This is a genomic window from Streptomyces sp. NPDC031445, assembly GCF_055581365.1.
In genome coordinates, this window is the sequence record NZ_JBVIJO010000004.1 from 321,946 (window position 1) to 347,439 (window position 25,494).

The 25,494-nt window shown below is 71.8% G+C and carries 20 protein-coding genes; 12 read left to right on the forward strand and 8 right to left on the reverse strand.

Features of this window, described 5'->3' with window-relative positions; translation table 11 throughout:
- The first annotated feature begins 222 nt into the window (after nt 1-222).
- Together ACZ5DC_RS14190 and ACZ5DC_RS14195 are read left to right on the forward strand one after the other, a co-directional pair.
- The gene (locus ACZ5DC_RS14190; protein WP_468652508.1) at nt 223-6,975 is read left to right on the forward strand and encodes an RHS repeat domain-containing protein; all 6,753 of its coding nucleotides are present in this window, start codon (nt 223-225) and stop codon (nt 6,973-6,975) included.
- 31 nt (nt 6,976-7,006) lie between these two features.
- Nucleotides 7,007-7,477: a DUF1877 family protein gene (locus ACZ5DC_RS14195; protein ID WP_366748663.1), complete on the forward strand. Its 471-nt coding sequence runs from the start codon at nt 7,007-7,009 to the stop codon at nt 7,475-7,477.
- Between the two features lie 113 nt (nt 7,478-7,590).
- On the opposite strand, the gene ACZ5DC_RS14200 is transcribed toward ACZ5DC_RS14195, so the two are convergent.
- The 5 genes from ACZ5DC_RS14200 to ACZ5DC_RS14220 all read right to left on the reverse strand — a co-directional run bounded on the left by ACZ5DC_RS14200 (nt 7,591) and on the right by ACZ5DC_RS14220 (nt 11,779).
- Nucleotides 7,591-8,370 (reverse strand): succinate dehydrogenase iron-sulfur subunit, encoded by a 780-nt coding sequence (locus tag ACZ5DC_RS14200; RefSeq protein WP_171153441.1) that lies wholly within the window; start codon nt 8,368-8,370, stop codon nt 7,591-7,593.
- On the reverse strand, nt 8,370-10,124 hold the full coding sequence (sdhA, locus tag ACZ5DC_RS14205; RefSeq protein ID WP_171153439.1) for a succinate dehydrogenase flavoprotein subunit: 1,755 nt from the start codon (nt 10,122-10,124) through the stop codon (nt 8,370-8,372). The genes ACZ5DC_RS14200 and sdhA overlap by 1 nt, the downstream gene beginning before the upstream one ends.
- A gap of 19 nt (nt 10,125-10,143) precedes the next feature.
- Nucleotides 10,144-10,626, reverse strand: a complete 483-nt coding sequence (locus ACZ5DC_RS14210) for a succinate dehydrogenase hydrophobic membrane anchor subunit (RefSeq protein ID WP_171153437.1) — start codon at nt 10,624-10,626, stop codon at nt 10,144-10,146.
- A 5-nt stretch (nt 10,627-10,631) separates the two neighbouring features.
- On the reverse strand, nt 10,632-11,012 hold the full coding sequence (gene sdhC, locus ACZ5DC_RS14215) for a succinate dehydrogenase, cytochrome b556 subunit (protein ID WP_037856824.1): 381 nt from the start codon (nt 11,010-11,012) through the stop codon (nt 10,632-10,634).
- A 191-nt stretch (nt 11,013-11,203) separates the two neighbouring features.
- Nucleotides 11,204-11,779, reverse strand: a complete 576-nt coding sequence (locus ACZ5DC_RS14220; protein WP_468652511.1) for a 2-oxo-4-hydroxy-4-carboxy-5-ureidoimidazoline decarboxylase — start codon at nt 11,777-11,779, stop codon at nt 11,204-11,206.
- 154 nt (nt 11,780-11,933) lie between these two features.
- On the opposite strand from ACZ5DC_RS14220, the gene ACZ5DC_RS14225 reads away from it, so the two are divergent.
- The 8 genes from ACZ5DC_RS14225 to ACZ5DC_RS14260 all read left to right on the forward strand — a co-directional run bounded on the left by ACZ5DC_RS14225 (nt 11,934) and on the right by ACZ5DC_RS14260 (nt 19,609).
- Nucleotides 11,934-13,595, forward strand: a complete 1,662-nt coding sequence (locus tag ACZ5DC_RS14225) for a beta-N-acetylhexosaminidase (RefSeq protein ID WP_468652513.1) — start codon at nt 11,934-11,936, stop codon at nt 13,593-13,595.
- A gap of 144 nt (nt 13,596-13,739) precedes the next feature.
- On the forward strand, nt 13,740-14,459 hold the full coding sequence (locus tag ACZ5DC_RS14230; RefSeq protein WP_468652515.1) for a DUF4328 domain-containing protein: 720 nt from the start codon (nt 13,740-13,742) through the stop codon (nt 14,457-14,459).
- 118 nt (nt 14,460-14,577) lie between these two features.
- Entirely contained in the window at nt 14,578-15,159 is a 582-nt protein-coding gene (locus tag ACZ5DC_RS14235) for a hypothetical protein (protein ID WP_468652517.1), read from the forward strand.
- Between the two features lie 130 nt (nt 15,160-15,289).
- The gene (locus tag ACZ5DC_RS14240; RefSeq protein WP_468652519.1) at nt 15,290-15,703 is read left to right on the forward strand and encodes a hypothetical protein; all 414 of its coding nucleotides are present in this window, start codon (nt 15,290-15,292) and stop codon (nt 15,701-15,703) included.
- A 137-nt stretch (nt 15,704-15,840) separates the two neighbouring features.
- Nucleotides 15,841-16,455, forward strand: coding sequence for an RNA polymerase sigma factor (locus ACZ5DC_RS14245; protein ID WP_468652520.1), 615 nt, complete (start codon nt 15,841-15,843; stop codon nt 16,453-16,455).
- Between the two features lie 157 nt (nt 16,456-16,612).
- A complete protein-coding gene (locus tag ACZ5DC_RS14250) occupies nt 16,613-17,440 on the forward strand; it encodes a hypothetical protein (protein WP_468652522.1) in 828 nt (275 codons plus the stop codon).
- A gap of 295 nt (nt 17,441-17,735) precedes the next feature.
- A complete protein-coding gene (locus tag ACZ5DC_RS14255; protein WP_468652524.1) occupies nt 17,736-18,398 on the forward strand; it encodes an RNA polymerase sigma factor in 663 nt (220 codons plus the stop codon).
- On the forward strand, nt 18,398-19,609 hold the full coding sequence (locus ACZ5DC_RS14260; protein ID WP_468652526.1) for a hypothetical protein: 1,212 nt from the start codon (nt 18,398-18,400) through the stop codon (nt 19,607-19,609). Before ACZ5DC_RS14255 ends, ACZ5DC_RS14260 begins: the two co-directional genes overlap by 1 nt.
- A gap of 216 nt (nt 19,610-19,825) precedes the next feature.
- Here the strand turns inward: ACZ5DC_RS14260 and ACZ5DC_RS14265 are convergent, their stop codons facing one another.
- Nucleotides 19,826-20,683, reverse strand: a complete 858-nt coding sequence (locus ACZ5DC_RS14265) for a L,D-transpeptidase family protein (RefSeq protein WP_468652528.1) — start codon at nt 20,681-20,683, stop codon at nt 19,826-19,828.
- Between the two features lie 80 nt (nt 20,684-20,763).
- Here ACZ5DC_RS14265 and ACZ5DC_RS14270 point away from each other — a divergent pair, with 80 nt between their 5' ends.
- Both ACZ5DC_RS14270 and leuE read left to right on the forward strand, forming a co-directional pair.
- Nucleotides 20,764-22,356: an acyl-CoA mutase large subunit family protein gene (locus ACZ5DC_RS14270; protein ID WP_468652530.1), complete on the forward strand. Its 1,593-nt coding sequence runs from the start codon at nt 20,764-20,766 to the stop codon at nt 22,354-22,356.
- Between the two features lie 63 nt (nt 22,357-22,419).
- Nucleotides 22,420-23,070 (forward strand): leucine efflux protein LeuE, encoded by a 651-nt coding sequence (leuE, locus tag ACZ5DC_RS14275; protein WP_468652532.1) that lies wholly within the window; start codon nt 22,420-22,422, stop codon nt 23,068-23,070.
- A gap of 60 nt (nt 23,071-23,130) precedes the next feature.
- Here leuE and ACZ5DC_RS14280 read toward each other — a convergent pair whose 3' ends face one another.
- Together ACZ5DC_RS14280 and ACZ5DC_RS14285 are read right to left on the reverse strand one after the other, a co-directional pair.
- Nucleotides 23,131-24,465: a polysialyltransferase family glycosyltransferase gene (locus ACZ5DC_RS14280; protein ID WP_468652534.1), complete on the reverse strand. Its 1,335-nt coding sequence runs from the start codon at nt 24,463-24,465 to the stop codon at nt 23,131-23,133.
- Nucleotides 24,462-25,439: a glycosyltransferase family 2 protein gene (locus ACZ5DC_RS14285; RefSeq protein WP_468652536.1), complete on the reverse strand. Its 978-nt coding sequence runs from the start codon at nt 25,437-25,439 to the stop codon at nt 24,462-24,464. Before ACZ5DC_RS14285 ends, ACZ5DC_RS14280 begins: the two co-directional genes overlap by 4 nt.
- Between the last annotated feature and the right edge of the window lie 55 nt (nt 25,440-25,494).

The following is a 25,494-nucleotide window of genomic DNA, read 5'->3' on the forward strand; positions in this document are numbered from 1 at the left end:
CCCATAACTCGCAAGGGTCCGTCCGCTCCCGGCCGGCGGCATTTTCTGGGATTGACCCCTGTTCGGTGCGTAGCGAGGTGTTACGCCTCGTGACCATGCTCACATCGCCTTTACATGACTGGTTTTCACTCACAGGGTGATCACAGAATCTGCGCTGTTTGATACGTCGTCACGCGTGGTCCGACTCCGGTCCCGCTTCCAGTGGTCCGGGGGGACTCTGCCGTGTTCGATCGATCCGTGATGGCGCGCCGGGGCCGCCACGCGCGCACCGCGGTGCCGCTCCTCGCCGCGGCACTCCTCGTCGGCCTGCTGCCCGCACGAGCGCTGGCGCTGCCGCCGGACCCCGCGAAGGCGGAGGCCGGGCGCGAGACGGTGGATCTTGAGGCGCTGGAGCAGGACCAGCCCCTGCTCGGGAAGTCGGTCAAGCCCAAGGTGGCCACCCTGCGGGTGGACCTGCCCGAGGAGCAGCTGACCGTTCCGGACGACACGGTCTCCCCGCCCTCCCTGCTGACGGGTCAGGTCGACTTCGGCGCCGGGCCGGCGACACAGCCCTCGGCGCGGAACGCCGTGGCGACGGCCGGCCAGGCGGCACTCACCCCGGTCCCGAACGTGCCGGTGAGCCTGGGGCAGGCGGCGGACCAACCCAGGCCGACCGGTGTGTGGCACGTCGACATCCCGGACCGCGCAGGGGGCGTCAGCCAGGGAATCGACGGCACCGTCATGGTGGTGCAGGCGCCCGACACCGGTGCGGTGCCCGTCTCGCTGAAGCTCGACTACTCGAAGTTCAGGAGTCTCTACGGGGCCGACTGGGCCACCCGACTGCGGCTCGTGCAGTTCCCCGACTGCTATCTGACCACCCCTGACGACGAGGCGTGCCAGCAGTACGAGGAGCTGGAGACGTCCAACGACACGGCGACCACGTCGTTGACGGCCACCGTCGATCCGGCGGCGGGCGCGGACGTGACGCCGGCAGTGGCGCAGCCCGCCCCGTCCGGCGGAGCCGGAGTGGTCCAGGCGGCCTACCGCCGGACCGTGTCGGCGACCCCCGTGGCGACCGGCCCCGGTACGGCGGTCGTCGCGGCCGTCGACTCCGGCGGCGGTGCCGGCGGCTCCTTCAAGGCCACCCCGTTGGCCTCCGACGGCAAGTGGGAGGCGGGCGGCCCGTCGGGCGCGTTCACCTGGTCCTACCCGGTGACCGTGCCCAGCCCGCCGGCCGGCCCCGCACCCGACATCTCGCTCGACTACAACTCCCAAGCGGTCGACGGCCGGACGGCCGTCTCCTCCGGTCAGGCCTCCTGGATCGGCGAGGGGTGGAACTACGACCCCGGCTACATCGAACGCCGGTACCGGTCCTGTGAGGACGACCGCAAGAAGCTGAACGCCGGCACCCCGAACAACACGGCCAAGAAGGACAAGACCTCCGACCTGTGCTGGGTGTCGTACAACGCCGTGATGTCACTGGGCGGCAGGACGACGGAACTGGTCCGGGACGCGAGCTCCGGCGCCGACCCCGAGAAGTCCACCGAGATCTACCACCTCCAGGAGGACAACGGCACCCGCGTCGAACACCGCGTGGGCGGTTCGAACGACGACAACAACGGTGAGTACTGGGTGGTCACCACCGTCGACGGCACGCAGTACTACTACGGCCTCGACCAGGTCGGTGGCGGGCACGCCGACAGCGACTCGGTCTCGACCGTGCCCGTCTTCGGCAACCACCCCGGCGAGCCGTGCCACGCGGACACCTTCGCTGACTCGCGCTGCGGTGCCGGCAAGCAGCAGGCGTGGCGCTGGGGCCTGGACAAGGTCGTCGACGTCAACGGCAACACGATGATCGTCAACTACAAGCAGGAGACGAACTACTACGCCGTCCGCAAGAAGTTCAAGACGCCCGAGGCGTACGACCGCGCGCAGTACCCGGTCTCGATCGAGTACGGCATGCGCCCGGACAGCCTCACCAAGCCGTCCGCCGTCGTCGAGTTCGGCACCGCGCAGCGCTGCCTGAAGTCCACGACCGCCTGCGACCCCGCCAACTTCGGCAAGACCGGCGACCCGGGCGCCTACCGGCCCTGGTGGGACACCCCCGGCAACCTCAACTGCAAGTCCACCTCCAAGCTCTGCCCCGCCTTCCCGTCCTTCTGGACCCAGCTGCGCCTGGACACCATCACCACCAAGGCCGCCCGCGCCGGCCAGCAGGGTCTGGGCAAGGTGGACACCTACACCCTTCACCAGTCCTTCCCGGAGGACTGGTACGACACCTCGCCCGGCCTGTGGCTGGACTCCGTCACCCGCACCGGTTACGGCCCCGGCGACACCACCGGCACCCCGCAGTCCGAGGAGGGCGTCAGCTTCGCCCCCTACACCGTGGGATCGGCCTCGCCCCTGCGGAGCTGGCTGAAGGACCGGCAGCTGCCCAACCTGGTGCTCTCCGGCAAGGACGATCAACGACCCGGCTTCACCCGCCCGCGCATCGGCACCGTCTCCACCGAGTACGGCGGTGACATCGAGGTCGAGTACACCGGAGGCTGCCGGAGCGAGCCCGCCGAGGACAAGGGCAAGGCCAACGGCACCTGCTACCCGGTGCGCTGGTCACCGGACGGCGACGAGAAGACGCCCGCCAAGGCATGGTTCAACAAGTACGTCGTGGCCTCGGTGACCGAGACCGACAAGGTCACCTCACACGGAAAACCCGTCGTCACCAAGTACGCCTACGACGGCCCCGCCTGGGCCAGGAGCGACGACGAGTTCACCCGGAGCGCCCTGCGCACGTACAGCGACTGGCGCGGCTACCGGCAGGTCTCCGTCACCAAGGGCAGCAAGTCCGTCCCCGGACCGGGCGAGGTCAACTCCCAGTCGTACTCGGTGACCCGTTACTTCCAGGGCACGGGCGGCGAGGTCAAGGATTCCGGGAAGCAGTACACGCTGCTCGCCGACGACGCACCCCAGTACGCGGGCATGGCCGCGGAGACCATCACCTACCGCGACTCCGCGGGCCCCGTCGTCCGGCGCACGCTGAACTTCCCCTGGTCCAGGCAGACCGCCTCCCGCGCCCGGGAGAACGAGGACGGGACCGACGCGCAACCCCTCGTCGCCTACCGCACGGGCGTCGAGCGCACGGACGACATCCAGACCGTCGACGACGACGGCGGCACGCGGACGGTGCGCACCCGCACCACCGTCGACGGCACCTACGGCCTGCCCCTCCAGGTCGAGACGGCCGTCGCCAAGCCGAACGGAAGCGGCGGCGAGACACTCTCCGACCAGACGTGCAGCGTGACTTCGTACGTCCACAACACGACCGCCTGGCTGATCGGCCTGCCCAAGGAGCAGCGCAGCACCGGCACCTCGTGCGCCGGCTACGCGAACGCCGATCCCGCCACCGAGCTGAAGTCGGCCACGCGGACCAGCTACGACGGACTCGCGTACGGCGCCACGCCGACCAGGGGCGGGGTCACCTCGGTGGCCGAGACCGACGGCGCCGGCACCTCGTACTCCGTCGTCACCGACACGACGTACGACGACCTCGGACGGGTGCGCACGGTCACGAAGCCGGGCGTGGGCACGGAGGAGACCCAGTACACGCCCGAGACCGGCGGCCCGGTCACCGCGATCAAGACGATCAACGCCCGGCAGCAGGCCACCACGACGACCTACGATCCGGGCCGCAACCTGCCGCTCACGGTCACCGACCCCAACGGCCGGGTCGGACGGACCGAGTACGACGGCCTCGGCCGGCTCGTCAAGGGCTGGTCCGCGGCCCGCTCCTCCGGCAGCCAGTCCCCGGACGTCATGGTCGGCTACCAGCCGGCCGTCGCCACGAAGAAGGAGAACCGGCCCGCCGCCGTCACCTTCAAGACGCTCAAGGACGACGGCACGTACGCCAGCCAGATCACCCTCTACGACGGTCTGCTGCGCGTCGTCCAGACCCAGACCGAGGCGCACGGCCCCGGCCGGATCGTCGTGGACACCACCTTCGACGACCACGGCCTCGTGGACGAGGGGACCAATCCCTACCTCGCCGCGGGAGACCCGGAGCCGCAGCTGTTCGCCTCCCGGTCCAAGGCGGCGATCCCCAGCTACGTCAAGCACCGCTACGACGGCATGGAGCGCGAGGTCCGTGCCTCGGTGTACCAGGCCGGCGACTACAAGTACGCCACCTACACCGACCACGACTTCACCAGCACCCGGGTGAACCCTCCGGGATCCACCACGCCCACCACGCTCACGTCCTTCGACGCCCTCGGCCGGGTCACCGCCGTCAAGCACTACACCAGGAACTCCTCCTCCGCCGAGTCCGGCCGCACGACGCGCTACGCGTACGACGCCCGGGGCTACCGCAGCACGGTGACCGATCCCGCGGGGAACGTCTGGTCGTACGCCTACGACGCCCGCGGCCGGCTCACCTCCAGCACCGACCCCGACACGGGGACGACGAGGACCTGGTACGACAGCGCGGACCGGCCCGAGCGGACGCAGAACGCCCGCTCGCAGGACACCTTCACCGAATACGATCCGCTCGGCCGGGTGCGCTACGTCCGGGAGGGCTCGGCCACCTCCACCCCGGTCCGGGAGTACCAGTACGACGACGCGCCGGGCGGCATCGGCAAGCTGTCCGCCTCCATCCGGCACACCGGCACCGGCGACTACGTCAATCGGATCACCGGCTACGACGCCCTCTACAACCCCACCGGCGCCGAGACGGTCATCCCCGCCAACTCGATGACCACCGGCCTGGCCGGCACCTACTCCTACGCCTACACCTACACCCCGACCGGCAAGCGGCAGACCGTCACGCTGCCCGCCGCCGGCGGCCTGGCCAAGGAGAAGGTCGTCACCCGCTACGACTCCGACGGACTCGCGGAGTCGACCTCGGGCCTGTCCTGGTACGCCTCCGACGTCACGTACTCGCCGTACGGCGAGCCCCTGCGGGTCGTCTCCGGCTCCCAGCCGTCCCGCGTGTGGACGACCAACTTCGTCGACCCGCACACGGGCCGTCTCCAGCGAACGGTCACCGACCTGGAGAGCGCCGGCCCCCGGCACACCACCGACAGCTACTACTCCTACGACGTCTCCGGCACCATCACCTCCAACGCCCGCAAGCTGAGCGACGCGACCGGCGACACCTGGGACAACCAGTGCTTCACCTACGACGTGCTCGGTGAGCTGGTCCACGCCTGGACGTCCAGCCTCACGCCCGGCCGCGACGGCACCGGCTGCAAGTCGGCGGGCGGCACCGGCTGGGGCTACCGCGACGACTACGCCGCATCCTCCGGGCCCGTCGCCGACGCCCCGGACGAGGCCGGCGACACCACCAGCCCCGACAGCGCCCTGTCCGCGAGCCTCGCGGCCACCGCCCCCGACACCGCCACGATCTCGGCCGGCGCCACCGCCTACCGGCAGTCCTTCACCTTCGACTGGCTCGGCAACCGCGCCACCATGACCGACTTCGACACGGCGGACGCGTCGAAGAACGTGTCGTACACCTACCGCTACGGCAAGACGGTCGCCGCGAACGGCACCACGCCGGCCTACCTGAAGCAGCCGCACACCGTCACGAGCATCGCCTCCAGCCCGTCCGGCAAGGGCAGCGTCTACACCTACGACGACAGCGGCAACACCGAGCTGCGGGACCTCGCCACCACCACCCAGCACCTGGTCTGGACTCCCGACAACAAGCTCGACAACATCACCGACGACGGCCGGAAGACGACGTACGTCTACGACGCCGACGGCAACCGCCTGCTGGAGAACTCCTCCTCCGGCTCGACCCTCTACCTGGGCGAGACGGAGCTGACCACGAACGCGACCGGCACGATCACCATGGCCTCGCGCGCCTACCAGCAGGCGGGCGCCCCCACGGTGGTCCGTACCACGACGAACGGCTCCACGAGCGGCCACAAGCTGAACGTGCTGATCGCCGACCAGGTGGGCACGGCGACCACCAGCGTCGAACTGTCCGCCACCCAGCCGGTCACCCGCCGCGCGTTCAAGCCGTACGGCGAGACCCGCGGGGCCAGACCGGCCGTCTGGCCCAACCGGCGCGGTTACCTCGGCGTGGGCATAGACGACGCGGCCACCGGTCTCACCCACCTGGGCGCCCGCGAGTACGACCAGAGCTCCGGCCGCTTCCTGTCCGCCGACCCGGTGGTGGACATCGCCGACCCCCTTCAGGCCAACGGCTACGCGTACAGCCACAACAGCCCGGTGTCGCAGAGTGACCCGACCGGGCTGCGGGACCTCGTGAGGGAGGAGTCCCTCCACGCCCAGCAGGAGAAGAAGCGCAAGGACCAGATCATCCGGGAGCGGTACACCAAGGCGCACGACACCACGATCATCATGTACCAGGTGTGGCTGAACTTCGTGCAGCCCCGGGGCGGCGGCAAGGTGTACGTCGACCTCCAGCAGACCAGGGGATTCCGCGACTCGCAGAACCACGTCCGTATCAAGGTGGGGAACAAGACCAAGAACGGCTGGATCGACCTCTCCTACTGGACGGACGACACCGTCTACGTCTGGGACGTGAAGAATTTCGGCGGAAAGGTCGAAAAGGACGGTGACGCAGAGGTCAAGAAGTATGTGAAGACCCTCCAGGAAAAGCTGGACAGCAATCCCAAGACCAAGCAGATGACCGTGAAGATCGGCTTCGACATGATGCCGCTGAAGGGACCCAACCTGTTCAAGCCGGACGAATGGGTGGACGCGTTCCCGTCGGTGAAGAGCGAAGGGGTCATCGCCTACAAGACGAAGCGCACCAACCGCGACGGCGGACCCGACAAGAACCCGCCGCCGGTCAGGGTGCCCGTTCACGAAAAGGAGCCGTGGTACAAGAAGTTGTCGGACGGCTGGGAAGGCTGGAAGGGCTGGTACCACGACAACGTGACGAACCACGACTGGTCCAAGAGCCCCTGGGACTACGGCGGCACGGACAGTTCTCCGCTGCTGCCGGGGCTTTCGGGCCCGCTGGTAAGCTACTGAACCCCTTCGGCCGAAAGGTTCCGCAGCAATTATGAACGTCTCCCTCTTCCCTCTTCCGGAGGGAGAGATCGCCGCCGGATTCGACACGGTCGTCGCACGGTTCTACGACCTGGAGGAGCGGTCCGAGGACGATCCATCGGCTCCCCTGTGCGACCTGGGGGAGGACGGAGACGTCCTGCGGCAGATGCTGGAGCGGGCGGACACCGCAGACCTGGCGGAACTGATGATCTCGGGTGGGCGTCTGGTGGGTGACGACGGCGTCGGGACGGTGTGCCTGTCCCTGACGCCGGACGAGGTGACCCGGGTGGACGGCACCCTCTCCGGAATCGACCTGGACGACGTCATGCGCGCGGCGCCGGCGGTGCTGTCGCCGATGTTCCGGGGAGGCGACATCCCCGAGGGGTACGAGGACGGCCTGCGCGACTGCCTGGAAGAACTGCGTGCCGTCTACCGGCTCGCCGCCGGCCAGGGTCTGGCCGTGGCCCAGGTGTTCCAGGGCTGAGGCGGGGAACGACGGCGGCGGACCGGCCAGGACGGCACTCGCCGCGCGACGACAAGGGCCCCGCCCCCGGTGCGGAACCGGGGGCGGGGCCGTAGTCCAGGCGTGTCCGTGGCTCAGTAGCGGCGCGTGATCAGCGCGCGCTTGACTTCCTGGATCGCCTTCGTGACCTCGATGCCGCGCGGGCAGGCGTCCGTGCAGTTGAAGGTCGTGCGGCAGCGCCACACGCCGTCACGGTCGTTGAGGATCTCCAGCCGCTGCTCGCCGGCCTCGTCACGCGAGTCGAAGATGAAGCGGTGGGCGTTCACGATCGCGGCCGGACCGAAGTACTGGCCGTCGTTCCAGAACACCGGGCAGGACGAGGTGCAGGCCGCGCACAGGATGCACTTCGTGGTGTCGTCGAAGCGCTCGCGGTCCTCCGGGGACTGGTAGCGCTCCCGGGTGGGCTCGTTCGTCTCCTTGACGACCAGGAACGGCATGACGTCCCGGTACGCCTGGAAGAACGGCTCCATGTCCACGACCAGGTCCTTCAGGACCGTCAGGCCCTTGATGGGCTCGATCGTGATCGGCTTCTCGGGGTTGATGTCCTTGATCAGCGTCTTGCAGGCAAGGCGGTTCTTGCCGTTGATCCGCATCGCGTCCGAGCCGCAGATGCCGTGCGCGCACGAGCGGCGGAAGGTGAGGGTGCCGTCGACGTCCCACTTGATCTTGTGGAGGCCGTCGAGGACCCGCTCCTTGGGGTCGATCTCCAGCTGGAAGTCTTCCCAGGTGGCCTCCGCCGCGACCTCCGGGTTGAACCGGCGGACACGGAAGGTGACCGTGATGTAGGGGGAGTCGGCGAAGCCGGGCTCGGGCTGGCCGGCCGCGTCCGCCTTGTCCAGAACAGGGGTAGCCATCAGTACTTACGCTCCATCGGCTGGTAGCGGGTCTGGACGACCGGCTTGTAGTCGAGACGGACGGTTTCCGAGCCGTCGGCGCCGACCTCGCGGTACGCCATGGTGTGGCGCATGAAGTTGACGTCGTCGCGGTTCGGGTAGTCCTCGCGGTAGTGACCACCGCGGGACTCCTTGCGGGCGAGGGCCGACACCGCCATGACCTCGGCCAGGTCGAGCAGGTTGCCCAGCTCGATCGCCTCCAGCAGGTCCGTGTTGAAACGCTTGCCCTTGTCCTGGATCGCCACGTTCCTGTAGCGCTCCTTGAGCTCGGCGATCTTCTCGACCGCCGTCTTGATCGTCTGCTCGGTGCGGAACACCATGACGTTGGCGTCCATGGTCTCCTGCAGCTCGCGGCGGATCGTCGCCACCCGCTCGTTGCCGGTGGAGGTGCGCAGCCGCTCGATCTGCTCGACGACGAAGGACTCCGGGGCGTCCGGCAGCTCGACGTAGTCGGCCTTCGCCGAGTACTCGGCGGCGGCGATGCCGGCGCGGCGGCCGAAGACGTTGATGTCCAGCAGCGAGTTGGTGCCGAGCCGGTTGGCGCCGTGCACGGACACGCAGGCGACCTCGCCGGCGGCGTACAGGCCCGGGACGACCGTGGTGTTGTCCGCCAGGACCTCGCCCATCACGTTCGTCGGGATGCCGCCCATCGCGTAGTGCGCGGTCGGCTGGATCGGGATCGGGTCCGTGTACGGCTCGATGCCGAGGTAGGTCCGCGCGAACTCGGTGATGTCCGGCAGCTTGGCGTCCAGCTGCTCCGGCGGCAGGTGGGTCAGGTCCAGGTAGACGTGGTCGCCCTCGGGACCACAGCCACGGCCCTCGCGGATCTCCGTGTAGATGGAGCGGGACACGACGTCGCGGGACGCCAGGTCCTTCATGACGGGAGCGTACTTCTCCATGAAGCGCTCGCCGTCCTTGTTGCGCAGGATGCCGCCCTCACCGCGGGCGCCCTCGGTGAGCAGGATGCCCATGCGCCAGATGCCGGTCGGGTGGAACTGGAAGAACTCCATGTCCTCCAGCGGCAGGCCGCGCCGGTAGACCGCCGCCTGGCCGTCACCGGTCAGCGTGTGGGCGTTCGACGTCACCTTGAAGAACTTGCCGGTGCCGCCGGAGGCGTAGATGACGGCCTTGGCCTGGAAGACGTGGATCTCACCGGTGGCGAGCTCGTAGGCCACCACGCCGGCCGACCGCTTGACGCCGTCGACCTCGGTGATCAGCTGGTCCAGGACGTAGAACTCGTTGAAGAACTCCACGCCCTCCTTGACGCAGTTCTGGTACAGCGTCTGGAGGATCATGTGGCCGGTGCGGTCCGCGGCGTAGCAGGACCGGCGGACCGGGGCCTCGCCGTGGTTGCGGCTGTGACCGCCGAAGCGGCGCTGGTCGATGGTGCCGTTCGGCGTCCGGTTGAACGGCAGGCCCATCTTCTCCAGGTCGAGGACGGCGTCGATGGCCTCCTTCGCCAGGATCTCGGCGGCGTCCTGGTCGACCAGGTAGTCACCGCCCTTGACCGTGTCGAAGGTGTGCCACTCCCAGTTGTCCTCCTCCACGTTGGCCAGCGCGGCGGCCATGCCGCCCTGCGCGGCGCCCGTGTGGGAGCGGGTGGGGTAGAGCTTGGTCAGGACCGCGGTGCGGCTGCGCTTCGTCGCCTCGATGGCGGCACGCATGCCCGCGCCGCCGGCGCCGACGATGACGGTGTCGTACTTGTGGATCTTCATGTTTCTCGCAGCCCCGTGCCTAGCGGATGTTCGGGTCGAAGGTGAAGATCACCAGCGTGCCCAGCAGGATGGTGAACACCGTGGCGGTGTAGAGCAGGCCCTTCAGCCACAGCCGGCTGTTCGGGCGCTCCGCGTAGTCGTTGATGATCGTGCGCAGGCCGTTGGCGCCGTGCAGCATCGCGAGCCACAGCATCAGCAGGTCCCAGACCTGCCAGAACGGGGACGCCCAGCGGCCGGCCACGAAGGCGAAGCCGATCTTGGAGACGCCGCCGTCCAGCACGAGCTGGATCAGCAGGTGGCCGAGGACGAGGACGACCAGGACGATGCCGGACAGGCGCATGAACAGCCAGGCCGCCAGCTCGAAGTTGCCCCGGGTCGACTTCGGGGACTTCTTGGTCCGCTTGCGCGGCGCCTCGATCAGCGGGGCCGGGTTGTCGACGGTGTAGACGGGGGCGCCCTCGACGGGGCCGACTCCGGACGCGGTGGTTTCAGTGGTGGACATCGGCGTCAGCTCCCAAAGAGAACACGGGCGGCGTGGCCGAGGACCGGGTAGATCGCCCCGGCCATCAGGACGATCCAGACACCCATCACGGTCCAGAACATCTGCTTCTGGTAGCGCGGGCCCTTCGACCAGAAGTCGACGGCGATGACGCGCAGGCCGTTGAGCGCGTGGAAGAGGATGGCGGCGACGAGGCCGTACTCCAGCAGCGCGACGATCGGCGTCTTGTACGTGGCTACGACCTTGTCGTAGTCCTCGGGGGAGACACGCACGAGAGCGGTGTCCAGCACGTGAACGAACAGGAAGAAGAAGATGAGGACGCCGGTGACTCGGTGAGCCACCCAGGACCACATTCCTTCCCGGCCGCGGTACAGCGTTCCAGCCGGCACGGAAGAACCCTCCGGGAGCGGGGACTAGGGCCGCGCCGGCTTCACTGTCGGTCGGGCCCGGCCGGGTACGGTCCACCGGCCCTCTGCATGGTATCCACGTGCCGCCGTGCTGCTTACGGGGGGCCTACCGGTGTGATCAAAGTGGCACGCGGTTGGGCTAGCGGGGGCCGTCGGCGGGGCGGGTTCGACTGTCATTTGCCGGGTGCGGGGGTGTTTGTGCTGGTCGCGGCCACATGGCGGTAACCACAAATCGAACACCGCCCCGCGCCGCTGAGCAGGGCCAGCAGCCGCCCCCGTGCGAGGCGGCGGAGCTCGTCCGCCGCCACCACCCGTTCTTCCTCGGGATCGTTCGCCAATCGTGACCGGATCGCTTCGAGGATGTGGTCGATGACCTCGCCCGGCGCGGCGTCGCCCGGGTAGATGACGAACGCGTGTCCGAATCGGGCCTCGTACGCGGCGTGCGCGGCGCTCAGGGCCATGTGGGCCGCCGAGTAGGTGTCCTCGGGAAGTTCGGGCAGGGACTCGCCGGCCAGGGCCTCGGCCAGGTCGCCGGGGGAGAGGTCGTACGCCGCCTCGTCCGCCGCGGCCAGCAGGGCGTCCAGGTCCGGGTAGGGGCGGTGGTCGGCGATCCGGCGCGACCAGCGCAGGCTGTGCAGGCAGTGCAGGAGGAGGGCGTGGGCCTCGTCCGCGGGCGCGGTGTTGAAGGCGTCGAGGGGTGTGGGGAGATACGGCAGGCGGTGGGCGGGCAGCGTGGGTCCTCGCGTCACAGGTGGTGTGGCAGGGGATGCTGTGAAAAGTGTGGCCTCAGGTTATCGAGAGTGGTCACGCTGTGTCCGAGGGATGCCTGAAATTCACCCGGACGGGAGAGTTTCAGAACGCTTGGATGACGGCTGGGCGGTCGATCGGTCGTACGTTGGCAGGGTGATCCAGCACAGGCACAGGCGCCGGGGCGGTCCGGCGCGGCAGGTGACGCGGAAGCGGGCGGTGGTGGCCGCCGCGTTCGTCGGGACCATCGCGCTCGGCACGGGCGTCGGCGTGTGGGCCGCCTCGGACGGGGGCGGCGGACGGCCGGACGCGGGCGCGCGGCAGTCGTCGTCCGGGCGGGTCGGCACCGGCGATCCGGGCACACCGTCGGCGAGTCCCAGCCCGAGCCGCTCCTATCCGCTGTCGCGGGCGCCGCGCACGATACCCGCGGTGCGCTCCCACACCCCGGCGCCCGGACCCGGCTGGAGCCCGGGGCCGGGCGGGCGGGTGGTGGTGAGCGACCCCGAGCTCGCCGACGAGGGACGGCTCATAGCCGGGGAGCTGGGACTGCGCTACGCGGGGGAGCGGGACGACGTACGGGCGGGCGACCTACGGCTGGCGCTCGGCGGCGGGGGCGGCGGCGACGAGTCGTACACCATGACCGTCCGCGGCGGGCGGGTCGACATCAGCGGGCCCGGCGAGGCCGGCGTGTTCTACGGCACCCGCACCCTGAAGCAGGAGGTCCACGGCGGCGGTACGGCACCCGAGGGCGTGGTACGGGACGAGCCCGCCAAGCCGGTGCGCGGGTTCATGCTGGACATCGCGCGCAAGCCGTACAGCGAGACCTGGATCGAGGACCGGATACGCGAGCTGGGCGACCTGAAGTTCAACGAGCTGGGCCTGCACTTCTCCGACGACCAGGCCTTCCGGATCGCGTCCGACAGCCACCCCGAGATCGTCTCCGAGGACCACCTGACCAAGGCCCAGGTCAGGAAGATCGTCGCGCTGGCGGACAGCCGGCACATCACCGTCGTCCCCGAGATCGACTCGCCGGGACACCTGGGCGCCGTCATCGCCGCCCACCCGGACCTCCAGCTGCGCGACGCGAGCGGCGCGGCGACACGGGGCGCCGTCGACATCTCCGAGGACGCCGCCGCGCGGATCGTCGACGACCTGCTCGACGAGTACGCCGGGCTCTTCACCGGCGGCCGGTGGCACCTGGGCGGGGACGAGTACCAGGCGCTGACCGTCCGTGACCCGCAGACCTCCTACCCGCAGCTGGCCGCCGCGGCGCGGCGCGCCTTCGGCGCCGGCGCGACCGTCGCCGACCTCGCCACCGGCTGGCTCAACGATCGCGCCGCCACCGTCCGCGCCCACGACCGGACCCTCCGCGCCTGGAACGACGGCTTCTACCGGAACACCTCCGTGCGGCCCGCCCCGGACATCCAGGTCGCCTACTGGACCGGCAAGGAGATCGGCGCCCGGCAACCCGTGGAGTACCTGAGCGCGGGACGGAAGGTGCTCAACTACAACGACGAGTTCCTCTACTACGTGCTCGGACAGCCGCAGACCTTCGTCTACCCGACCGGACAGCGGATCTACGAGCAGTGGAACCCGCGCGTGCTGCGCGGCACGGCCGCCGTGCCGGAGCGCTACGACGGGCAGATCCTCGGCGGCTCCTTCGCGGTCTGGTCCGACTTCCCGCACGCGCAGACGGAGGCACAGGTCGCCGCCGGCATCCGGATGCCGCTGCGGGCCACCGCGCAGAAGCTGTGGGACCCGGGCACACCCGCGCTGTCCTGGGCGGACTTCAGGACCCTGGCGGACCGGCTGGGCTGAGAACCGAGTGGACGCACGGCGGCGTCCGACCGTATGTTCCGGTGTCCGCTCGCGTGATCGCACGCGCGTCGGCACCCGTACGCACGCGCCGGCTCGGGGAGAGCCGTGCCGTCTCGGATCTCGTCTTCCCGGGGGAACTCCTTCATGACCTCACCCATGCCCGCGCCCATGCCCGCGCCGCCGTACACCGCCCCGCCCGGCGGCGCCTGGCTGCGCTCACCGGCCGCGCTCGCCCGCGCCACCGCCGTACTGCTCGGGCTGGTCATCGCCACCGACCTGTTCGCCTGCTTCGCGGACCTCCTGGAACTCGACGTCACCGGTGACATCGCCGACGGTGCCGCCGGGACCGGCGTCGTGGACCGGGCCGACCGCGCGGACGCCCTCTACGCGGTGGCCGGCGTCTCCCAGACGGCCGCGCTGGTCGCCACGACGGTCGTCTACCTGTGCTGGCTGTGGCGGGTCCGGGTGAACGCCGAGGTGTTCGACGTCTCCCGGCACCGGATGAAGCGCGGCTGGACGATCGGCGGCTGGTTCTGCCCGGTCGTGAACCTCTGGTTCCCGCGCCGGATCGTCGCCGACAGCTGGGACGCCAGCGCCCCCTGGGGCACGCGGTCCGGGCACACGCCGGTCAACGCCTGGTGGACGCTGTGGATCATCAGCCTCCTCGCGGGCCGGTACGCGTACACCACGTCCCGGAACGCCGAGACGGCGGCCGAACTGCGCGACGCCGCCCGGGTGACGCTGTTCTCCGACGCGATCGACATCGCGGCGGCCGTCCTCGCCCTCGTGGTGGTCGTCCGGCTGACCCGTATGCAGGAGCGCAAGGTGTTCTCGGGCGAGCTGCCGGTCCCCGTCTCCGGCTGACCGCCCGCCGCTGCCCTCTTTGGCTGAAAGCATCCGCTGTGACACTCCCGCGCCGTCGCACGCAGTAAGGGGCAGTGCGGGCTTCGTACCGGTCGGCGCCCTGGCGAGAGAGGCATTCATGAGCCTGGTGGAACTCATCGCGCAGGCCGACGAACGCGGACTGGCCGCCAGCGGATTGGCTTGTTTGGATCGGTGCCTGCCGTTGCTCGGAGGCGACGACGAGCTGCTGCGCCCGCTGTGGGCCCGCCTCGCCGACGACTCCGACTGGTCCGCCGGCCTGGCCCGGGCCCGCACCGCGCTCGGCCCCGCCGACCCCGCCGCCGACGAGGCCGCGCGGCTCACCCGGCACATGCTGGAGTCGGCCCCGGCCGAGCGCGCGCCCGGCGCGGTACGGCCCTGGGCCGACGCCTGCTCGGTCGCCGCGCTGCGCGTCCACCGGCTGCTCGATCCCGCAGCCGACGGCGACCCGGCCCCGGACGGCCCCGACGCCGGGCGCGCGGGCGACCCGGCGGGCCTGCCGCCGCTCGTCGTCGCCGAACTGCGCCGCCAGGCCGCCGTGCTCGAACTCCTGGCCGGGCACGGCCCGCAGGGACTGCGCCGGGCGCTGGAGATATCGGTGGAGGGGCGCCGGGTGCTGCGCGCGGTGGTCTCGCGCCGGGCGCGCGGCGCCGCGGGGCCCGGACGTGAGGGGAGCCTGTGATCCTGGTGCGGCGGATGTGGGGTGGTGCTGCGGTGGTTGGCCGAACGTCGGGAGAAACGTTTCGAACGACTGTGACGGAACCCCGCCCCCGCTCGCTCTTCCCTATGTGACAGCCCAAGTGACGACTCAGGTGACAGCTCATGCGACGGCCCCGTCAGCGGCGGCACCGCACGGGACCAGGCCGAGTGCCGCGGCCAGGCCCGCGCGGTGGGCGGCGGACGCGGTGGCGACCATGCGCGAGGGCGCGCGCGTACGGCTCGACTACTCGGCACAGAGCCTGTGGCGGGTGGACCGGATGATCGAGGAGATACGGCGGGAGGAGCCACCGTACGCGGCCGTCGAGAGCGTGCTGCGCGGCTTCGGCGCCTACGCCGGCGAGGTGATCGTCCGCCAGACCGGCGCCGAGTGGTGGGCGACCGGCGGCGAGCACTGGCTGCGCACCCCCGACGGCCGGCTGTGGGACCCCATCGACGAGGCCCGCCGCTGCTACGGCGGCCACGGTTCGCTGCGGCTGCTGTGCCGGGACGCGACCGCCCCCGGCTGACCGGCCCGGCCCGGCTGTGACACTTCCGTCGGGGCCGACGCTGATGATCGTGGAGGGCGGGGACACGGCCGGAGCGTGTCGCACCGTGAGGCAGGCGCCACGCAGTGGCCAGGAACTCGGCACGAACGAGGACGGTCTTGGGCCAGGGAGGGGAACCCCGCCGCCCGCAGCCGCGGGACGGGGAGCTGGGCGCGGCCGTCGCGCGGGCCCAGGACGGCGACGAGACCGCGTTCGCCGTGGCCTACCGGATCGTGCAGCCCGGCCTGCTGGGCTATCTGCGGGGCCTGGTCGGCGAGGACGCCGAGGACGTCGCCTCCGAGGCCTGGCTGGAGATCGCGCGCGACCTCGGCCGGTTCCGGGGCGACGGCGCGGGCTTCCGCGGCTGGACCGCGACCATCGCCCGGCACCGCGCGCTGGACCACCTGCGCCGGCAGCGGGTACGGCCACGGGCGGCGCGGCTGGAGCAGGACGCCCTGGAGCTGCCCGGCCGGCACAGCACCCACGACCAGGCCCTGGAGTCGCTCTCCACCGCACGCGCGCTGGACCTGGTCCGCGCGCTGCCCCGGGACCAGGCCGAGGCGGTGCTGCTGCGGGTGGTCGTCGGCCTCGACGGCCCGGCCGCGGCCCGGGTCCTCGGCAAACGCCCCGGCGCCGTCCGCACGGCCGCGTACCGGGGCCTGCGCCGCCTGGCCCGCCAGCTGGGCGCGGACGGCGCACCGGACACGGATCCGCAGCGGGGTGAGCCGGGGTGAACGCACCGGCCGGTGCGGCACGTAGGCAGAGGTGGGACGAACGGCTTCGGGAGCCCGTCGTCGCGGGTGCGGGGCGGTGACGGCCGGCCGGTACGGGCGGGCGCGGGCGGATCGGCGTACGGAGTTCCGGGTGGACCGGGTGAGGGCGGGAACGGGCATGGGTGAACGGCACAGCGGCGGCGGGCCGGCGGGTCGTCGGCGTGCGTACCCCGGCGGTGCCCTCGCCACGCCGGACCCGGCCGGTGCCTCCGGGCTGGAGACGCGGTTCGCCGCCGCGCTGCGCGCCGGCCGCGTCGACGCCGAGGCCGAGCGCGGCGCCGTCGCCGCGTTCCGCGCCGCGCGGGACGCGGGAGCGCACGACGCGCGGACCCGCGCCCGGGACGACTGGCGGCCCGGACGGCCGGCGGCCGCCCGCCGCTCGCTGCGGATCACCCTCTCGCTCGCGCTGACGAGCCTCACGCTGGGCGGAGTCGCCGTCGCGGCCATCGGCTCGGCCGGGTCCGGCACGCACGACGACGACCGGAGCCGGTCGCCGCGGACCGCGCGGCCGGTGGCGAGCACCCCGCCCGCCTCGGCCGGCGCCACGGCGGCCGGGCCCTCGGCCACCGCGTTCACGGACCGCCCCGGCCGGCCGGCCACCGCCCGGGACGCCCTCGCCCACTGCCGTGCGTACACGCGGGCCGGGGAACGCGGCGGCGCCCTGGAGGCGGCGGCCTGGCAGCGGCTCGTGACGGCGGCGGGGGGACCGGAGAAGGTCGCCGCCTACTGCGCCGCCCGCAGGGAGGCCGGGCAGGGCGAGCACACCGGGCACGCGGGGACTTCCGGCGACAACGGCAGCGAAGGCAGCGGGGGCGACAGCGGCAACACCGGCAAGGGGAAGAGCAAGGGCGGAGGCCGGGGGAACGCGGCGGCGGGGAGCTCGTCGGCCGGGAAGCCGGCCGGCGCCAGAGCGGCCGGCGGCGACTCCTCCGGCGGAAAGCCGTGAGGTGCCCGTGACCCGTGACCAAGGCAACGGCCGGGGCCGCCACCCCCCACAGGAGAGGCCCCGGCCGTCGCGTGGACGGGCCGCGTGCGGCCCGTACTTCTTTCAGCGCCGCGGGTGCGGTTTCTGTCACACCCCGCCACAGCACGGCCACATCGCGACCGCGTCCCGGCCTCACGCTGCGCACATCCGAAACCGGTCACGAGTTAGTTGCATCTTCTACAGACATGGACGGGCAGCGGTTTCACGCCGTAACGTGCCTTTCGCGCCGACCGAAGACAGGCGTAAAGGGAGTACGGTGCTGGGGGACGACGCGGAGCTGACCACCGCGGTACGTGCGGCACAGGACGGGGACGAGACCGCGTTCCGTACGGTGTACCGCGCGGTGCATCCGCGCCTGCTCGGGTACGTCCGCACCCTGGTCGGCGACCTGGACGCCGAGGACGTCGCGTCCGAGTCCTGGCTCCAGATCGCCCGTGACCTGGAGCGCTTCAGCGGCGACGCCGACCGCTTCCGCGGCTGGGCCGCCCGGATCGCCCGCAACCGCGCCCTGGACCACATACGCATGCGGGGCCGGCGCCCCGCCATAGGCGGCGACGAGACCGAGCTGACCGGCCGCGCCGCCGAGTCCGACACGGCCGGCGAGGCCATCGAGGCCCTGGCCACCGACAGCACCCTCTCCCTGATCGCCCGGCTCCCGCAGGACCAGGCCGAGGCGGTCGTCCTGCGCGTGGTCGTGGGCCTGGACGCCAAGACCGCCGCCGAGACCCTCGGCAAACGCGCGGGCGCCGTCCGCACCGCCGCGCACCGCGGTCTGAAGCGTCTCGCGGAGCTGATCGGCGACGATCCGGAATCGGCGGGCGCACTGGACGCGCTCCCACCGCAAAGAGAACCGCGCCGGGGCGCGGTGACGTCCGCAACTGTGACGGATACGCGTGCGCGGACGCAGAAGGACATGTGATGGCCGACGAGCAGTACAAGTGGCTGAACCGTGAGACGGCGGAACGCCTGTTGCGCGGTGAGCCATTGGAAGCCGTCGACCCCTCCGCCCGTGACCAGGCCGAACGTCTCTCCCAGGCGCTCGGCGCACTGTCCGCGCAGACGACCCCCGCCCCCGGTGAACTCCCCGGCGAACAGGCCGCCCTGGCCGCGTTCCGCAAGGCCCGCACGGCCGCCGAAGCGGAGCGCACCGCGACCGCGCACGCCTCCGCCGCCCCCCGCACCCCGGCACGCGGCACCGACGCCGGCCTGGTCCGCATCGGCGCCCCGGCCCGTACCGGAATCCGCACCCGGCGTCCCCGCTGGGCCCGCCCGGTACGCCTGGCCCTGGCCGCGGCGGTGGCGGCGGGCACGCTCGGCGGGGTCGCCGTGGCCGCCGGCAGCGGCGTGCTGCCCACGCCGTTCGGCGACGATCCCCCCGGCCCCGCCACCTCCGTCTCGCCCGACACGACCACCGGGCAGCCGCTCACCTCGCCGTCCGTTCCGGGCGGCGGGACGGGCACGGGCGCACCGGACGGCGGTACGCGGGGGCACCGGGGCGGCACCGATGACGAGGCCGCGGGGTCCGGCGGCGGCACCGGGACGCCCTCCGCCACGTCCGGCACCGGGTGGCCCGGCGCCACCGCGGCCTGTCGTGCGCTGCGGGACGGCAAGGACCTGAACGCCGGCCGCCGGCGCGCGCTGGAGCAGGCGGCGGGCGGCCCCGGCCGCGTGACCGGGTACTGCAAGGTGCTGCTGGGCGCCGGGGACTCCGCCTCCGGCGGCACGGGCGGCGCGAACAGCGGCGGCAGCGGCGAGCACACCACCGGCCAGGGCTCGGACAACGGCAAGGGGAACGGGAACGGCAAGGGGAACGGGCACGGCAAGGGGAGCGGCAAGGGCACGGGCGACGACGGCCCCGCCGACCCGGGCGGTAGCCAGGGCAACGAGAACGGCGGGGGGAACGGAAACGGCAACGGCAACGGCGGCGGAAACGGCCAGGCCAACGGCAACGGCGGCGGCAACGGGAACGGCAACGGCGGGGACAAGAACAGCGGCAACGGCGGCGGCAACGGCGGCCGGCACCAGGATGGCGCCGTCCCCGCTCCCTCGGCCTTCGCCCCCGCCCACCGAGGCACGCCCGGCACCGGCTCCACCTCTCCGTCACCGGCTCCGACGTACACCGCCCTCTGAGCCACGCCACCCGCTGTGACCTGCGGCTTCGTGGTCACCGAAATTTTTTCGGCGCGAGGTGTGACGTTTCTGGAGCCCGGGACGCAGTAATGAGTGAGCCGACTGGTCATCGGCCGTCGCACGGAGCCGGGGTTCCCCCCGTACCCGCGGCTCGTGCACCTGGCGCGGGCGGGACACGTTCCCCCGGTCCCGCCCGCGCCCCGCAACGCGCGCGTCTCACCGGGACACGACGACCTTGTCGCCGATCCTCACCTGCGCGAAGAGCCGGGCGATCGCCGTCTCGTCCCGGACGTTGACGCATCCGTGGGAACCGCCCGCGTAGCCGCGCGCCGCGAAGTCGTACGAGTAGTGGACCGCCTGGCCGCCGCTGAAGAACATCGCGTACGGCATCGGCGAGTGGTAGAGGGTCGACACATGGTGCCGTGACTTCCAGTAGACGGTGAACACCCCTTCGCGGGTCGGGGTGTACTGCGCGCCGAACCGCACCGCCATCGTGGACAGGGTCCGTCCGCCGGCCATCCAGCGCAGGGTCCGGCTGGTCTTGCTGATGCACAGCACCCGCCCGGTCAGACAGCGCGGATCGACCGCGGCGGCCGGCTGGCCGGCCCCCGGATACAGCTCCCCCCTGGCCGGCGGACGGGTCATCGCCACCAGCCGCTGCCAGGTGACGGCGTCCGTCGCACCCGTCCGGGGCAGGCCGCGCCTGCCCTGGAAGCCCTTGACGGCCTGCTCGGTCGGGCCGTCGTACGACCCGGTCGGCCCCAGGGCCAGCCAGGCCACCTGGCGCAGCCGCGCCTGGAGTTCCCGCACGGCCGGCCCGTCGTCCCCGCGTGACCACAGCACCCGCGGCGCGGGCACGGAGGGGGTGACGCGGGGCGTGGCCGTGGGCGTGGCCGGCGGCGGGGCGGCCGGTGCCGTCCGGGCGGCGCCGGACCCCGGACCGCCCGGCGGTTCCACGTGGACCGGCAGACCTTGTTTCCCATCGGCGCCCGCCGGCTGCACGGTGCACCCGCAGAGCGCGGCGAGTGCGGCGGCCGAGGCGAGCAGAGCGGCAGAGCTCCCCGGGATCCTCATGCCCGGGATGCTTCCCCGCGTGACCGCCGCCGAACTACGGGGCATGGTGAGGAGTACCCGTTCACCGCGCGGAGGCAGCGATGGCACAGCAGTCGGCACGTCAGTCGGAGTCGGGCCTGCCCATCGAGCCGGTCTACGGGCCGGCCGACCTGACCGGCTGGGACCCGGCCCGGAAACTGGGCGAACCGGGCGCGTACCCGTTCACCCGCGGGGTCTACCCGACCATGTACACCGGCCGGCCCTGGACCATGCGCCAGTACGCGGGCTTCGGCACGGCCGCGGAGTCCAACGCCCGCTACCGGCAGCTCATCGCCCACGGCACCACCGGCCTGTCCGTCGCCTTCGACCTGCCCACCCAGATGGGCCACGACTCCGACGCGCCCCTCGCGCACGGCGAGGTCGGCAAGGTGGGCGTGGCGATCGACTCGATCGAGGACATGCGGGTGCTGTTCGACGGCATCCCGCTGGACCAGGTCTCGACGTCCATGACGATCAACGCGCCCGCCGCGCTGCTCCTGCTGCTGTACCAGCTGGTGGCGGAGGAACAGGGGGTGGCCGCCGACCGGCTGACGGGCACGGTCCAGAACGACGTGCTCAAGGAGTACATCGCCCGCGGCACGTACATCTTCCCGCCGAAGCCGTCCCTGCGGCTGACCGCGGACATCTTCCGGTACTGCACCGCCGAGATCCCGAAGTGGAACACGATCTCGATCTCCGGCTACCACATGGCCGAGGCGGGCGCGTCCCCGGTGCAGGAGATCGCGTTCACCCTCGCCGACGGCATCGAGTACGTCCGTACGGCGGTGGCGGCCGGCATGGACGTGGACGACTTCGCCCCGCGCCTGTCGTTCTTCTTCGTGGCCCGTACGACGCTGCTGGAGGAGGTCGCCAAGTTCCGCGCGGCGCGCAGGATCTGGGCGCGGGTGATGCGGGAGGAGTTCGGCGCGCGGAACCCGAAGTCGCTGATGCTGCGCTTCCACACCCAGACGGCCGGCGTGCAGCTGACGGCCCAGCAGCCGGAGGTGAACCTGGTCCGGGTCGCCGTCCAGGCCCTGGCGGCGGTCCTCGGCGGCACGCAGTCCCTGCACACCAACTCCTTCGACGAGGCCATCGCGCTGCCGACGGACAAGAGCGCGCGGCTGGCCCTGCGGACGCAGCAGGTGCTGGCGCACGAGACGGACGTCCCGGCGACGGTGGACCCGTTCGCCGGTTCCTACGCGGTCGAGCGGATGACGGACGACGTGGAGGAGGCGGCCGTCGGCCTGATGCGCAGGGTGGAGGACCTGGGCGGGGCGGTCGCCGCGATCGAGCGGGGCTTCCAGAAGGCCGAGATCGAGCGGAACGCGTACCGCATCGCGCAGGAGACCGACTCCGGTGACCGGGTGGTGGTCGGGGTCAACCGCTTCCGGCTGGACGAGGAGGAACCGTACGAGCCGCTGCGGGTGGACCCGGCGATCGAGGCGCGCCAGGCCGAGCGCCTGGCCCGGCTGCGGGCCGAACGCGACGGGGCCGCGGTGACCGCGGCACTGGACGCGCTGCGGAAGGCGGCGGAGGGCGAGGACAACGCCCTGTACCCGATGAAGGAGGCGCTGCGGGCGCGGGCGACGGTGGGCGAGGTCTGCGGCGCGCTCCGCGAGGTGTGGGGGAGCCACGTACCGAGTGACACGTTCTGAGCCGTCGGTCCTCCTCCCGGACGGGGAGGGACGGGTGTCGTACCCGCGTGCGACACTCCCTCCATGTTCGGCGTCATCGACCTCCCCACGTACCTCGCGGGCCTGATCCTGATCGTGCTGCTGCCCGGCCCCAACTCCCTCTACGTCCTGTCCGTGGCCGCTCGCCGTGGTGTGCGGGCCGGTTACACGGCCGCCGCCGGTGTGTGGTGCGGGGACACCGTGCTGATGACGCTGTCCGCCGCCGGGGTCGCCTCGCTGCTCCAGGGCAACGCGCTGCTGTTCGGGATCGTGAAGTACGCCGGCGCCGGATATCTGAGCTGGCTGGCGATCGGCATGCTGCGGGCCGCCCGGCGGATGTGGCGGACCCGGCGGGAGCGGGCCGCCGAGGCGGCCGCGCCCGACCAGGGCGCCGACGAGCGGCCCTTCCGCCGTGCCCTCGTCGTCAGCCTCGTCAACCCCAAGGCGATCCTCTTCTTCGTCGCCTTCTTCGTGCAGTTCGTCGACCCGGGATACGCCTACCCGGCCCTGTCCTTCGTCGTCCTCGGCGCCTTCGCCCAGCTGGCCAGCTTCCTGTACCTGAGCGCCCTGATATTCAGCGGCACCCGGCTGTCCGCGGCGTTCCGCCGCCGCAAGCGGCTGTCCGCGACGGCCACCTCGGCGGCCGGGGTGCTGTTCCTGGGCTTCGCCGTGAAGCTGACGCTGGCCAGCGCGTAACGCTTCGCCGGCCTCCGGCGGGGCGGGCCCGGTGCGGGCCCGCCCCGCCGCGGGGTCCGCTCAGCGCCGTACGGCCTTGCCCAGACCGCGGGCCTTGCGCGCCACCCGGCGGACCGTCGCGTTGCGCGGGAGGAACGACAGCTGGGACGGCACCCCGCCCGGCAGGGCCAGCGAGGTCAGCCGCTTGCGCTTGAAGTAGCGCGCGGTCCGCTCGTTCAGGTTCTTCGCCAGCCAGCCCTCGGTCTCCGCGCGGAGCCCCGGCAGGATCTTCGGCTGCATCGCGAAGCCCACCGCGCGCACCAGTGCGCCCAGCGCCTCCACGTCCATGCCCTGCCGCTGCCCGGTGACGGCGGCACGGTCGGTCAGCTCGGGCAGCAGCGCGTCCACGATCGTGACCGGCACGCGGTTGCTGTTCTCGTACGGCGTCAGCCGTTCCAGCAGCAGCTCGGTGCCGACCCGGGCGACCGGGAGGCCGTACAGCGCGGACGCGGTGAGCAGGGCGGTGGAGAAGCAGCCGACGACCAGCGCGGGACGCATCCGCTGGTACAGCACCTCCGCGAGGACCGGAGTGTCCAGCACGGTCAGCTCCACCTTCAGCCGCTCCGCCTCCTGCTCCAGGGAGCGGGTGAAGCGGGCCGGGGCCGACGGGTGCGGCTTGAACACCACCGCGGTGTGGCCGAGCGCGGCCGCTCCCGCAAGCATCCGCACGTGCAGGTCCTCCTCCTGCTCGGCGGTGAGGATGTCCAGCGCGGACAGGTACTGGCCGAGCAGCAGCGCGGGCTCCTGGACCTCCGGCAGCGCATCGCCGAGTGACGTCAGCTCGGCGAGGACCTTGGTGAAGGCGGCCGTCGGCAACACCTCGCCGGGCACGTCGAACTCGGTGAGCAGCAGCGGCTTCAGACCCGGCACCAGGTCCAGGTGGAGGACCCGGTCCACGCGGGTGCCGACCAGCGGGTCGATCTTGTTGCGGGTGGGGCCGTAACTCATCAGGCCGTCGGCGTAGACGGTGACCGGGGCGCCCGTGAAGATGCGCGCGAGCGCCAGTGACGGGTTGACCTGTATCGACTCGACGGCCAGCTCGACGTCGTCGGCGCCGAGCCGCCACTCGTGGCGCAGGTACCGTTCCCACAGCGGCAGGTCGTCGCCGCGGGGTGACCAGCCGCCCGGGTGGAACGGGAAGATCGCCTCGTTGTACGACACCACGTCGTCGAACCGGTCCCGCAGCCGCTCGAAGCCCGGCATGTCGTTCAGCGCCGGCGAGGTCTCGGGCGTGGCCGCGTTGTTGCAGACCAGCAGGATCCGCCGGTCGGCCGGGCGGAAGCAGCCGGAGTCCAGGGCGGCGGCGAGCGTGGCCGTGCCGTACAGCGTCGACGCCTGGAAGATCTGGGTGGTCACGCGGCGGCTCCCGTGGGGGCGGGACGGCGGCGCAGCCGGCGCAGCCGGGTGGAGCGCTGGAGGTCCATGGAGTCCAGCGCCTGGACCAGCACGTCCTGCGGCATGCGCCGCAGGGCGGCCGCACTCAGGGACTTCAGCTTCTTCGCCACCGCCGGCTCGAACCTCTCGATGGATCCCAGGTGGTGGGAGATGATCGCGCAATAGGTGCGAACGGCCTTGGGCAGCAGGACGTCGGCCTCCCGGTCCGCCGCCGTCTCCGCGATGACCTGGTCGAACGCCCGGATGAAGTCCAGCTGCCGCACATCGCCGATCTGGGTGAGCGACGAGGCGACCCCGCGCCGGTAGAACACGCCGAGCAGGCTCACCACGGCGAAGGACTCCGCCTCCCGGTGCAGTTTCCAGATCCACGGCCGGTCCTCGGCCGTGCGCAGCCCGTCGGTGAAGTGCAGCAGCCCCTTGTCCAGCAGCCGGCGGTGATAGACGCCCGCCCACGCGTACGCGTAGTCCACCGAGGTGGACCGGTCGGCGGGCAGTATCGCCTCCCGGGGGTTGAGCACCGTGTTCCGCCGGCCCACCGGCACCCGGTGCACGCTGCGCGCCCGGGCGGTGCACTGCACATGGTCGGTGCGCAGGAAGTCGCAGCCCAGCTCCTCGATGGCGGCGAGCAGCCGCGGGTAGTAGCCGGGGGCGAGCCAGTCGTCACCGTCCAGGAAGGTCACATACTGGCCGCGCGCCCGGTCGATCCCGGTGTTGCGCGCGGTCGCCAGTCCTCCGTTCTGCTCGTGCCGGACCACGACCGCGCCCGGCAGCTCGCGCTCCGCACGCGCGAGAATCTCTGGTGTCCCGTCGCGGGAGCAGTCGTCGACGAGAATGAATTCGAAGTCCTCACGCGCATTCGACTGCAGACTCCTGAGGGTGTCCGGCGCGTATTGCTGCACGTTGTAGAACGGCACGATGACGGAGAGCTTGACCACGTCAGGGACGTTAGGGCGCGGCCCGTCATTCGTCTTGACCGCCCGCTTGATGCAG